Below are 11,921 nucleotides of genomic sequence, written 5' to 3'. Positions count from 1 at the left end.
GCGTTACCGGCTATCCGTCTTGAAGCGTGCGAGGCGTGCCTCGATCGCGCGTTCGCGATGCAACCGGTCGAGTTCGTCCAACTCGGAACTATTGGTATGCTCGGCTGATGGCACGCCGGTCAGCCGCGAGACCGCCGCGGCGGCGCGGGCGGCAGCGCCGGGCGTCGGTCTGTTGTGGCCGGCTGCGGCCTCTTCGGGATGCTTGGCGATGCTGCGCTTGAAATCGGCAAGGCGGGCGTCGGCCTCGCGGCGGGTGGCGAGAACGGCCTGGAGGGCTTTCTGGCCTTCGTCCAGCTGCTCCCGGGCGTCGGCCAGTGCCTTGTCGAGCGCGGCGATCTGGGATTCGAGATCGATCTGACGGGCGACGCCGGCCTTTGCGAGATCATCCCGTCCGGAGGAGACGGCAAGGCGGATCTTTGCGTCGAGCGCGTCCATGTCTTCAACGATTTCGTCCTTGCGGCTCTGGATGCGGTATTCCTCAGCGCGCGCCTTGCCGAGGTCGGTGCGGGCTTCCTCGGCCGCCGCATCGATTTCGCGGATCGCCTGTTCGATGACGGCGATCTTGTTGACGCCTTCCGCTTTGTCGATCGCTGCATTGGCGATGCCCGCGATCAGGCGACCCATGCGTGAAAGAATGCCTTCATTCGTCATGTTTTCCTCCATCCGAGCGGAATTCGGCGTGACGCCGATGTTAATCTCGTAGCGATCGTGGTCCGCTACAAGGTATGCGGGAAAAATACTCTCCCATCCCTTGGAATAACCCGCGACATCGAAAGCCACGGCAACACGTCCGTGCACCGTAGCGATCGTGAGATCCGATGGCCCCTTGATGGCGAAAAGCTTGTCGTCGAGCGGCAGCTGCAGCGGATCGGGGATGGCGCCCCGATTGGCGGCGAAATCGCGCAGGCCGAGCGTCACCAGCCGCGCCGGCAGGCCCGTCTGCTCGCGGACCGTCTCGTAAGCAAGATCATGCAGGACCACGAGATTGGCGCCGGCCTTGTCGTCGATGAGTTCGGTCAGGATGCCGGTCATCTTGCGATAGGCGGCAATGGTGTCATCAAGCGCCTGCCGGGCCTGATCGTCAGGCGCCAGCATGTAGCGCAATAGCGAAGGATGCGGTGTCTTGCTCGTGGGTGCCATGGATAAAACATAAAGCACCGCTTTTGTGCTTTCAAGGGGAGGCGCAAAAAATACAACCTCTGCTTAACGTATCGTTAGAAGGCGGGAGGCGTCGAACGATACGCGCTGTAAGCAAGTTGCAAGAAGCAGCGTTTGAGACATTCCGAATTACATTGCAGATGGAAGAACCGGCATCAGATCGGCTCCGCTCCCTATCGAGCGGCCGTGCGCGCCTCGCGAATGCCGGCGCTGATACGATTGATGATGGTCCATATGAGCAGGAGAGCCACCACGGCCCAAAGCCACGAAGTCCATGCTGCAAACGTTCCACCTGCCGCGACGAAGATGCCGAGCGCGCTGAAAAGTACCGCGCGGTCGCTCTTGCCCAGTGGCCCGTCGTAACGCCGGCTTGCGCCGACGGTCTGACCCAGAACGCCGGTAAATTCCGTCAGCGCCGAAAGGAAGATGACGGCCATCGCCAGCACCAAGCCGTTTGGATCGATGAGCGCAAACGGCAAATACAGGGCGACATCCGACACGACATCGCCGATCTCGTTCAGATAGGCGCCCAAAATGCTCTTCTGCCCATGTTCGCGCGCAAGCATGCCGTCAATGGCGTTGAGGCCCATGCGCAGGAGAAACCAGACAGGCACCAGCAGGAACCAATGCGGAAGCGGAGCAACGCTCAGAAAAAGGCCGAGTGCAACCGAGACGGCGGCGGCGATTGACGTCACCTGATTGGCGGTGACGCCTCGCGCCGCAAGGGAGCGCACCAGAGGGCGAAGAATATTCTGAAACCGGGACTTCAATTGATAAACAGACATGCGACCTCAATGGAATTTCGTGGCATCGGATAAATCTAGTCCGGCTCCGGCGGTGCAGATCGTACTTGTGGGGAAGTCCATACTTCATAGCGGTTCTCGCTTAGGACTTACATTTGCGACTAGACTTTTGCAATGAATGCAAATCACTGTTCCGCTAATGGTTGCAACTCATCCATCGATCAGAATTGGAGAAGACCGTGCTGCAAACTGCCGATAGTGGGCATTCGTCATCGACGGCCAGAGCAATGCAAGAATCCGAATTTGTCTCGCATGATGGCACACGGCTCTTTTATCGGATGTGGCCTGCGACCGGCGCTGCACCGAAGGGCGCAATCATCCTTCTCCATCGCGGCCACGAGCATAGCGGCCGCGTCGCCCATCTCGCCACCGAGCTCGGCCTCGATGATTTTGCCTTCTACGCCTGGGACGCGCGCGGCCACGGGCGTTCACCGGGGGAGCGCGGCTATTCGCCATCCTTTGCCGCCTCGGCGCATGACCTCGATTGCTTCGTCCGCCATGTCAGCGAGACAAGCGGTACTGCCGTCGAAGACATCGCCGTCATTGCGCAGAGCGTCGGCGCCGTTCTCGCCACCGCCTGGGTGCACGACTATGCGCCGCCGATCCGTGCGCTGGTGTTGGCCTCGCCGGCCTTCAGCGTCAAGCTCTATGTGCCTTTTGCCAGGGAAGGCATTGCGCTCTGGGAAAAGCTTAAGGGCACATTCTTCGTCAATTCCTATGTCAAGGCGAGGTTCCTGACGCATGACCCCGAGCGCATCGCCTCGTACGAATCCGACCCGCTGATATCTAGGCCAATTGCCTCCAACATTCTTTTGCAGCTCTACGAGGCGGCAGCCCGCGTCGTCGGCGACGCCCGCGCCATCACCGTTCCGACCCAACTGCTGATATCCGGCAGCGACTGGGTGGTGCGACACGCGCCGCAGCACCGGTTCTATGAAAACCTCGGCAGCCGCATCAAGGAGCGGCATGTGCTTGCCGGCTTCTACCATGACACACTTGGCGAAAAAGACCGTACGATGGCGCTCGCCGAGATCCGCCGTTTTGTCGATGCGCGTTTCGCCGAGCCCCGGGCGCCTGCCGATCTCAGCACCGCCCATATCCAGGGCTATACGAAGGATGAGGCAGACCGGCTCGCGAGCCCTCTCGACGCCGCATCCCCACGCGGCATCTACTGGGCGCTCAGCCGCCTCAACATCAGGCTTGGCGCCCTGGTCTCAGAAGGCATCAGGACGGGGGTCAAGACCGGTTTTGATTCCGGCTCGACGCTCGATTACGTCTACGAGAACAAGCCGCGCGGGCTCGGTCCCGGCGGGCGTTTGATCGACAAGGTGTTCCTCGAGGCGATCGGCTGGCGCGGCATCAGGCAGCGAAAGCTGCATTTGCAGGAGCTGATCGACCGCGCGCTGCAGCGCCTGAAAGCAGCCGGCCGCAGCACCCATATGCTCGACATAGCGGCCGGCCACGGCCGTTATGTCCTTGATGCGATCGAGGCGGCTGCCGTGCGTCCCGATAGTGCGCGATTGCAGGATTATTCCCCCATAAACGTCGATGCCGGCCGCAACAGCATCGCCGCGCGGGGACTGGGTGATTTCGTGAGCTTCCGCCAGCAGGATGCCTTTGACGGCGAAGGGCTGGCTGCAATCATGCCGGCTCCGGATCTCGCGATCGTCTCCGGCCTGTATGAGTTGTTTTCCGACAATGCGATGATCGCCGCTTCGCTCGATGGGATTGCCCGCGCGATGCGGCCCGGCGGACTGCTCGTCTACACCAACCAGCCATGGCATCCGCAACTGGAGATGATCGCCCGTGCTCTGACCTCCCACCGCGGCGGCCAGGCATGGGTGATGCGACGGCGGACGCAGGAAGAAATGGACCAACTGGTCGCCGCAGCCGGTTTCCGCAAGCTCGAACAGCGCATCGACCAGTGGGGTATTTTCACCGTCTCGCTGGCGGAGAGAGCGTGAGGGCAAGACGTTGGGGCAGGCACGTTCAACTCTTTCTGAGGCAGCGCCGGTCCTGAGACGGGCAGCGCTCTGGCTCGTCCTCCTGGCGCCGTTCTTCTATCTGACCTATGGCGGCGCCAATTGGGTGGCGTCGCAACGCGCCCATGTGCCGAACATCGCCTTCGCATGGGAAAGCGCCATTCCGTTCCTAGCGTGGACGATCATTCCCTATTGGTCGATCAATCTGTTCTACGCACTCTGCCTGTTCATCAACACGACGCCGCGCGATGTGGATGTGCTCGCGAGGCGTTATTTGACGATCCAGCTGCTAGCCGTCGCCTGCTTTGTCGCGTTTCCGCTCGAAGCGCTCTTCGTGCGGCCGGCAACGAGCGGCCTGCCCGGTTTCATGTTCACCGTCCTCGGTGGATTCGATAAGCCGTTCAACCAGGCGCCGTCCCTGCATATCGCGCTTCTGATGGTGATCTGGGACCATCTGCGCGGCCGGCTGCCGCGGAAGGCACGGCTTTTTTGGCACTTCTGGTGCTTCCTGATCGGAGCCTCCGTGCTGACGACGTGGCAGCATCACGTCATGGACATACCGACCGGCATGCTGCTCGGTCTGTTCGCCGCCTGGCTTTTTCCGCGCGACGCCGGTTCGCCTCTCGCGAAGTTTGCGATGAGCGGCGATCCGAAGTCGCGCCGCCTTGGCGTCTACTACCTGTGCGGCGCCGTCGCATTCCTCGGTCTTGCAGTGCTCTGCACGCCTCTATCGGCCGCAGCACTTCTGTTGCTCTGGCCGGCCATGGCGCTGGCGATCGTCGCAGTCGGATATTTCGGCGCCGGCCCGCAGATATTCCAGAAACGCGCCGATGGCCGGACCACGCTTGCCAGCCGCTGGCTGCTGGCGCCCTACCGGCTCGGCGCTGTCATCAACGTTTGGCTCTGGACCCGAAAAATGCCGGCATCCGTGGCGATCGCTGATGGTGTCCATCTTGGTCGTTTTCCGCGTCGCCACGAGGCCAATCGTTTTGCCACGGTGATCGACATTACCGGCGAACTTCAGCGCCCGAGCGGGACGCTCGCGGGCTGGTCCAGCTTTCCAACCCTTGATCTGACCGGCCTCGACAAGATCCAGACCCGGGCTGCGGCGAACCTTATCGAGGTTGCGCGCCACCAGGGACCGGTCCTCGTCTGCTGTGCTTTAGGTTTCCAGCGGAGCGCCGGCGTCATCGTGCGCTGGCTGCTTATCAGCCGACGTTGCGACAATCCAGCCGAAGCGCTGCGGCTGATCGAACGGGCGGGGTGGCGTGTTTATCTGCCTGTGGAAAGTCTCCATGCCGTGGCGGAGGGTTTGCAATGACGCAGTGGAATACCGTGGCCTCTGCGGCTGCGCGAAACCTCGGCCGCAATGCAGTCGTCTGCGGGCTCACAGTGTTGTTGCCACTGATTGTCGGCCCGATCACCGCGGACTATCGAGGTTTCGCTCCAATGCTCGGCTGGCTTCTGATGCTCGTTTTCTGCGGGATTATTCTTGCGCTGGCGATCCATCTGCTTTTCGATGCGCTGTTGTTTCGCCTCGCGTCGAGCTACGAGACCGAGACGGCCGGTCTTGCCGCGATCGACGACCTGTTGTCCCGCATGCAGCTTCGCAAGCCTGACGGGACGCCGCGTGGCCTCGAGAAGCGGATTGCCGGATCGCGCCGCATCGTCTGGCAGCAGCGTCTCGCGCTCTCCATCTATCTCGTGATTTTCGCGATCCTTCTGCTCGACGCGACCGATGGGCCGCCGCTCTGCTGAGCGGCTTCTCAAGCAGGGTCACGGCCGCACAGCGATGATCGACGAGTTCACATCCTTGATGTCGCGCTTGCCGCAGAGGGCCATGGTGATGTCCATCTCCTTGCGGAGAATGCCGAGCGCCAGTGTGACGCCCTCCTTGCCCATGGCGCCGAGGCCATAAAGGAAGGGGCGGCCGATATAGGTGCCTTTGGCGCCGAGCGCGACGGCCTTCAAGACGTCCTGTCCGGAGCGGATGCCGCCGTCGAGATGGACTTCGATGCGGTCGCCGACGGCGTCGACGATCGCAGGCAGCATGCTGATCGAGGAAGGGGCGCCGTCCAGTTGGCGGCCGCCATGATTGGAGACGACGATCGCGTCGGCGCCGGTATCGGCGGCGGCCTTCGCATCCTCCGGATCGAGCACGCCCTTGATGATCAGCGGGCCGCCCCATTGCTCCTTGATCCAGGCGACATCGGCCCAGGAAAGCCGCGGGTCGAACTGCTCGTGTGTCCATGCGGCAAGCGAGGTGATGTTGGTGACATTTTTCGCGTGGCCGATAATGTTGCCGAAGGTGCGGCGCTTGGTCTTAAGCATATCCAGGCACCAGAAGGGCCGGGTCGCCATCTGCCAGATGTGTTTCGGGGTAAATCTTGGCGGCGCCGACAGGCCGTTGCGCAGGTCCTTGTGGCGCTGGCCGAGGATCTGCAGGTCCGCTGTCAGCACCAGCGCCGAACATCTGGCGGCCTTGGCGCGGTTGATCAGCCCGAGGACGAAATCCTTGTCCCGCATCACATAGAGCTGGAACCAGAAGGGACGCGTCGTCACCGAAGCGACATCCTCGATCGAGCAGATGCTCATCGTCGACAGCGTGAAGGGGACGCCGAACTCCTCGGCGGCGCGCGCCGCCAGCATCTCGCCATCGGCGTGCTGCATGCCGGTCAGGCCGGTCGGCGCCAGGGCCACCGGCATCAACACTCTCTGGCCGATCATCGTCGTTTCCAGCGAGCGGTTGGCCATGTCGACCATTACCCGCTGGCGCAGCTTGATCCGGCTGAAATCACTCTCGTTCGCCTGATATGTAGATTCCGTCCAGGCGCCCGAATCCGCATAATCGAAAAACATCTTCGGCACGCGGCGCCGTGCGCGCTGTTTCAGATCGGCGATGGTGAGCGGCGTGGCCATGAATTGAACCTTCACATCTGAATGCGGCTACAGGAAATTGGCCCTTTCAGGCTGCAGTTGGGCATCGGGGATCGATAAAGCGAGGTGTCATCCAAGCCCCGCTTTCATAGCCACACCCGCCACATAGGTTTCGGCGACCGCCCGGTCGTCGCCCATCGTCTGCAAGAGGAAGAGTTCTTCGGGCAAGGTCTTTACCGCCTCCAGTTTCAGCGCCATGGCCGGGGTCGCGGCCGCGTCGAGGACGATGAGGTCGGCTTCGGTGCCGGGGTCCAGCGTGCCGATCCGACCTGCCAGTGACAGCGCCTCGGCATTGCCGCGCGTCATCAGGTAGTAGCTTTCCAGCGGGTTCAGCCGTTCGCCGAGCAATTGCTGGATCTTGTAGGCCTCGTCCATGGTTTTCAGCATCGAATAGCTGGAGCCGCCGCCAATATCGGTCGCCACCCCGATGCGCACCGGCTTTTCGCGCCGCGCCAGCGCCTTCAGCGGAAACAGGCCGGAGCCGAGGAAGAGGTTCGAGGTCGGGCAGTGGACGGCGACCGAGCCCGTCTCGCTCATGACATCGGCTTCACGCTCGGACAGGTGAATGGCGTGGCCGAACAGGCTTTTCGGTCCGAGCAGGCCGTAACGGGCGTAGATGTCGGTATAGTCGATCGCGTCGGGATAGAGCTCGCAGGTGAATTTGATCTCGTCGTGATTTTCCGAAAGATGCGTCTGGATGTGCAGATCGGGAAATTCGCGGGCGAGCGCTGCCGTCGCTTCCATCTGCGCCGGGGTCGAGGTGATGGCGAAGCGCGGGGTGATGGCGACGTGGTTGCGGCCCTTGCCGTGCCAGTCGGCTATCACCTGACGGGTCTCGTCATAGCCCATCTCCGGCGTGTCGAGCAGGCCTTGCGGGGCGTTGCGGTCCATCATCACCTTGCCGCCGACCATGCGCATGTTGCGCTTCATCGCCTCGGCGAAAAAGGCGTCGGCCGAGGTCTTGTGCACGGAGCAATAGGCGACCGCCGTGGTCGTGCCGTGGCGGATCAGTTCGTCGTAGAAATGCGTGGCGATCCTTTGCGCGTGTGCGCTTTCGACGAAACGGCATTCCTCAGGAAAGGTATAGCTGTTCAGCCATTCGAGCAGGTTGGCGGCATAGGAGGCGATCACCTGCATCTGCGGAAAATGCAAATGCATGTCGATGAAGCCGGGCAGGATCAGATGCGGGCGATGGTCGATCTCGACCACATCAGCGGCTGCCTTTGCCTTCACGTCGGCATAGGCGCCGGCCGCCGCGATCAGCCCGTCTTCGATCAGCAGACCGCCATCCTCCTCGTAGAGATAGCTCTGGCTGTCGGTCAGACTCAGCGGCGCGCGATGAAAAGAAAGCAGGCGGCCGCGCAGGAGTGTCGTCGTCATTGTTTCTTGCCTTCGACTGCGCTTTCGAACCAGGCGACCAGCAGCTTGCGTTCGTCCGGCGTGATATCGGTCACGTTGCCGGGCGGCATGGCATGGGTGCGGCCCGCTTGTATATAGATCTCGCGGGCATGGGCGGCAATTTCCGCGTCGTTTTCGAGCATCACCTCTTTCGGCGGCCGCACGATGCCCTCATAGACGGGCTCGGCGGCGTGGCACATCGAACAGCGCGTCGCGACCAGTTGCTTGACGGCGGGAAAATGCGGATCGCCGGCGAATTGCTGGAAGGCGGGCGCCACCGCCGCCGTATCCTTATCGCCGGTCAGCAGCTTCGGCACCGTCGAAAGCCACATGATCAGGATGAAAAGGACGAGGGTGACGATCCAGGTCCAGGTCGGCCGGCCTTTCCTGGCATGGGTGGTGTTGAACCAGTGGCGGATGGTGACGCCCATCAGGAAGACAAGCGCCGCGATCACCCAATTGAACTGTGTTCCGAAAGCCAGCGGATAGTGGTTCGACAGCATGAAAAAGATGACGGGCAGGGTCAGGTAGTTGTTGTGCAGCGAACGCTGCTTGGCGATCTGTCCGTATTTCGGATCGGGCGTTCGGCCGGCGATGAGATCGGCGACGACGATCTTCTGGTTGGGGATGATGATCATGAAGACGTTGGCCGACATGATCGTCGCGGTGAAGGCGCCGAGATGCAGGAAGGCGGCGCGGCCGCTGAAAAGCTGCGTATAGCCCCAGGCCATGAAGACCAGCACGACGTAGAGGACTGCCATCAGTCCCCAGGTGTTGCGACCGAGCGGCGACTTGCAGAGCAAGTCGTAGACGATCCAGCCGAAAGCCAGGGATGCCAGCGAGATCGCGATGGCGACCGGCGGGCTGATATCGAGCACATGGCGATCGATGAGAAAGAGGTCGGCGCCGCCATAATAGACGATGCACAGCATCAGGAAGCCGGATATCCAGGTGAAATAGCTCTCATATTTGAACCAGGTCAGGTGCTCCGGCATTTGCGCGGGTGCCACCAGATATTTCTGGATATGATAGAAGCCGCCGCCATGGACCTGCCATTCCTCGCCATAGGCGCCGGGCGGCAGATGTGGGCGTTTCACCAGTCCGAGATCGAGCGCGATGAAATAGAAGGACGATCCGATCCAGGCGATCGCGGTGACGACATGGAACCAGCGCGCCGCGAAGGCGAGCCATTCCCATGCTATGGCATATTCATACATCGAGTTCCCCTATCTTCCTCCGACTCGTAACATTGCGGAAATTTTGGCGGGGAGGGAAGAGGAGATTGAAAGACCGCACATGTGCACCGGTTTCCGCAACGGTGGCGAGGCCGAAGGAGCCATGGAATGATCACCGCGCTCTACAGCGATCAGCTCATCGCCGAAAACGCGCCGATGGACCGGCGGCTCGCGGCGCTCATTCTGTCGCGTGGTAACCGCATCGGCTATATCGCCTCGGCCCCGGAGCCGCAGCGGGCGTTCTTCGACGAGAAGCGGCAGTATTATGCCCGATATGGCCTTTCTCTCGATCTCTTCGTCGATCTCGACGCGCTTGCCGGCGGCGAGGAGATCGGCCGGCTGTTTGCCTGCAACGCCATCCATCTCACAGGCGGCCACACCGGCGATTTTCTGAGACGGCTGCGCCAAAGCGGCATGCTGGAAAAACTGCGCGCATGGGCGCTTGACGACGGCATTCTCGTCGGCACCAGCGCCGGGGCGATTTTGATGACGCCGACGATCGCCGCCGATGCGCTCTTTGAGGGCGGTTCGCCGGAGGCGGTACGGGATGGCGCGGCTCTTGATCTCATGCCCTTCGAGTTCTTTCCGCATCTGAACGACGATCCCGGCTATCTCCCCGCGCTGCTGCGCTACAGCGAGACCACGGCAAATCCTATTCTCGCGTGCCGGGACGGTGAGGGTCTCATTCTCTGCGATGGGCTCGTCGAAATCTTCGGCGCTCCGCTGATGATCGCTGGCGGCTTTGTCGAAGCTGCCGATCGCGGCCGCATCGCCGATCTGCTGTCCCGTGCCTAAAAGCTGCCGAGAATGCTGTGCATTATCTCCGTCTTATACTCGATCTGCTAATATAGTGGATCTTGAACGATGACGACTCGATTGCAGTTATGTTTAAGGCCGCCGGAATAAATAAGAAAAGTTAGATCGTCGGCGGCGCATTCATCAACGGAGAAGATGCCCATGCGCAGCATTCTGACGTGTGTGATGATTGCGTATGCGTCGCTGGCGATGGCTCACGACGCACCGTCGGGGTGGAGTTATGACCCCTATTGTTGCAACGGCGACAGTCATAATGGCGACTGCCAGATGATCCCTTCGAAGAGCGTGGCGGTGACGCCGGGCGGATATCGTGTCACGCTGCTGCCGGGCGACCACCGGCTGGTCACGCATGCCCACGTCTTCCTGCTGCCGATGACGAAGGCGATGCAATCCGGCGACAACGACTATCATCTCTGTTTATTCCCGAACGAGGACACGCCGCGCTGCTTCTATGCGCCGGAGATGGGATACTGAGGCCACGGCGATGCCTGGCTCCAAAGCGCGTCGCAGCAAACTTGATTCATGCTACGCGCTTTAGCTTTTTGTTTTGATGCATGTCGTTATCCCGGAACCGCTACACACTTCCCGGCGACATGCATTAGTTCCCGGCTGCCTTCATCTCGTCGAGGATCCAGTTGCGGAAGGCTTTGATCTTCGGCACGTTGCGGCGGTTTTCCGGATAGACGAGCCAATAGGCCTTGCCGTCGCTGCGGGTCAGCTCGAAAGGTTGATACAGCCGGCCGAGGGCGATCTCGGCCGCGTAGAAGGCCGGATGGAGGATGGCAACGCCATGGCCGGCGATTGCCGCGTCGGCTTCCACCGCCTGGGAGCCGAGCTGGTTGCGCGGGCGGCGATCGAGGTCCGTGTCGGTAACGCCGGCTGCCTCGAACCATTGTTTCCACCAGATGTCGCCGGCGTCGAAGAGATCGAACTTCAGGAGATCGCGCGGCGCCTTGATGCCGCCGGCTGATTCCGCCAGCTTCGGGCTGAGCATCGGGGTGAACTCCAGCCCCATCAGCCGGTGCAGGGTCAGACCCGGCCAGTTGCCGTCGCCCCAGCGGATCCCGACATCGATCTGTTCACGGGTAAAATCGATGATGTCGGAACTCGCCTGAAAGCGCACCGCGATCGCCGGATGCTTCAAGTGGAAGGAACCGAGGCGCGGCGCCAGCCATTTCGAGGCGAACGTATGGGTCGAGCTGATGGCGAGCGTGCCTTCCACACTGTCGCGCGCCGTCGCCATTGCATCGTGCAGCATGGCAAAGGCTTCGGTCACCTTCGGCGCCAGCCGTTCGCCGGTTTCCGTCAGCGCGATTTGGCGGGGACGGCGCAAGAAGAGCGGCTCGCCGACATTCTCCTCCAGCAGCTTGATCTGGTAGCTGACGGCCGTCTGCGTCATGCCGAGTTCGTCGCCCGCCTTGGTGAAACTGCCGAGCCGGGCAGCGGCTTCGAAGACGCGCAGCGCATTCAGCGGGAATTGCTTCGACAGTTTCATGGATAAGTTCTCTTGATGCAGGCAGACGGTCGTTCGATTGGAATTGCAGCATTTTCGGCGGCAAACTGCAACTCATACCATCAATCTATCGAGGTGA

General features: G+C 61.6%; 11 protein-coding genes. 5 read left to right on the top strand and 6 right to left on the bottom strand.

Going from position 1 to position 11,921, the window contains the following annotated elements; genetic code table 11:
• Window positions 1-3: 3 nt before the first annotated feature.
• The gene (locus OS035_RS21490) at window positions 4-1,140 is read right to left on the bottom strand and encodes a PspA/IM30 family protein (RefSeq protein WP_331814061.1); all 1,137 of its coding nucleotides are present in this window, start codon (window positions 1,138-1,140) and stop codon (window positions 4-6) included.
• 191 nt (window positions 1,141-1,331) lie between these two features.
• Window positions 1,332-1,943, bottom strand: coding sequence for a CDP-alcohol phosphatidyltransferase family protein (locus OS035_RS21485; protein ID WP_097626540.1), 612 nt, complete (start codon window positions 1,941-1,943; stop codon window positions 1,332-1,334).
• Window positions 1,944-2,140: 197 nt separating this feature from the next.
• Here OS035_RS21485 and OS035_RS21480 point away from each other — a divergent pair, with 197 nt between their 5' ends.
• The 3 genes from OS035_RS21480 to OS035_RS21470 are packed head-to-tail and all read left to right on the top strand — an operon-like array spanning window position 2,141 to window position 5,701.
• The gene (locus tag OS035_RS21480) at window positions 2,141-3,925 is read left to right on the top strand and encodes a bifunctional alpha/beta hydrolase/class I SAM-dependent methyltransferase (RefSeq protein WP_097626542.1); all 1,785 of its coding nucleotides are present in this window, start codon (window positions 2,141-2,143) and stop codon (window positions 3,923-3,925) included.
• A gap of 10 nt (window positions 3,926-3,935) precedes the next feature.
• Window positions 3,936-5,264 (top strand): phosphatase PAP2/dual specificity phosphatase family protein, encoded by a 1,329-nt coding sequence (locus OS035_RS21475; protein ID WP_097626544.1) that lies wholly within the window; start codon window positions 3,936-3,938, stop codon window positions 5,262-5,264.
• A complete protein-coding gene (locus OS035_RS21470; RefSeq protein WP_097626546.1) occupies window positions 5,261-5,701 on the top strand; it encodes a hypothetical protein in 441 nt (146 codons plus the stop codon). The genes OS035_RS21475 and OS035_RS21470 overlap by 4 nt, the downstream gene beginning before the upstream one ends.
• A gap of 18 nt (window positions 5,702-5,719) precedes the next feature.
• On the opposite strand, the gene OS035_RS21465 is transcribed toward OS035_RS21470, so the two are convergent.
• The 3 genes from OS035_RS21465 to OS035_RS21455 all read right to left on the bottom strand — a co-directional run bounded on the left by OS035_RS21465 (window position 5,720) and on the right by OS035_RS21455 (window position 9,495).
• Window positions 5,720-6,862 (bottom strand): alpha-hydroxy acid oxidase, encoded by a 1,143-nt coding sequence (locus tag OS035_RS21465; RefSeq protein ID WP_331814060.1) that lies wholly within the window; start codon window positions 6,860-6,862, stop codon window positions 5,720-5,722.
• Between the two features lie 87 nt (window positions 6,863-6,949).
• A complete protein-coding gene (gene guaD / locus OS035_RS21460; RefSeq protein WP_331814059.1) occupies window positions 6,950-8,260 on the bottom strand; it encodes a guanine deaminase in 1,311 nt (436 codons plus the stop codon).
• Window positions 8,257-9,495: a urate hydroxylase PuuD gene (locus tag OS035_RS21455; protein ID WP_097626552.1), complete on the bottom strand. Its 1,239-nt coding sequence runs from the start codon at window positions 9,493-9,495 to the stop codon at window positions 8,257-8,259. The genes guaD and OS035_RS21455 overlap by 4 nt, the downstream gene beginning before the upstream one ends.
• A gap of 126 nt (window positions 9,496-9,621) precedes the next feature.
• On the opposite strand from OS035_RS21455, the gene OS035_RS21450 reads away from it, so the two are divergent.
• Both OS035_RS21450 and OS035_RS21445 read left to right on the top strand, forming a co-directional pair.
• Window positions 9,622-10,308 carry a Type 1 glutamine amidotransferase-like domain-containing protein gene (locus tag OS035_RS21450; RefSeq protein WP_131711387.1) on the top strand — a complete coding sequence of 229 codons (687 nt, stop codon included), beginning with the start codon at window positions 9,622-9,624 and terminating at the stop codon, window positions 10,306-10,308.
• Between the two features lie 162 nt (window positions 10,309-10,470).
• On the top strand, window positions 10,471-10,803 hold the full coding sequence (locus OS035_RS21445; protein ID WP_097626556.1) for a hypothetical protein: 333 nt from the start codon (window positions 10,471-10,473) through the stop codon (window positions 10,801-10,803).
• A 124-nt stretch (window positions 10,804-10,927) separates the two neighbouring features.
• On the opposite strand, the gene gcvA is transcribed toward OS035_RS21445, so the two are convergent.
• A complete protein-coding gene (gene gcvA / locus OS035_RS21440) occupies window positions 10,928-11,824 on the bottom strand; it encodes a transcriptional regulator GcvA (protein WP_097626558.1) in 897 nt (298 codons plus the stop codon).
• Window positions 11,825-11,921: the final 97 nt, after the last annotated feature.

Origin of the sequence: Rhizobium sp. 268, assembly GCF_036571585.1 — a bacterium.
Taxonomy (GTDB): Bacteria; Pseudomonadota; Alphaproteobacteria; order Rhizobiales; family Rhizobiaceae; genus Rhizobium; species Rhizobium redzepovicii.
The sequence above is the reverse complement of the archived record's forward strand: the minus strand, read 5'-3'. Positions and strand labels throughout refer to the sequence as shown.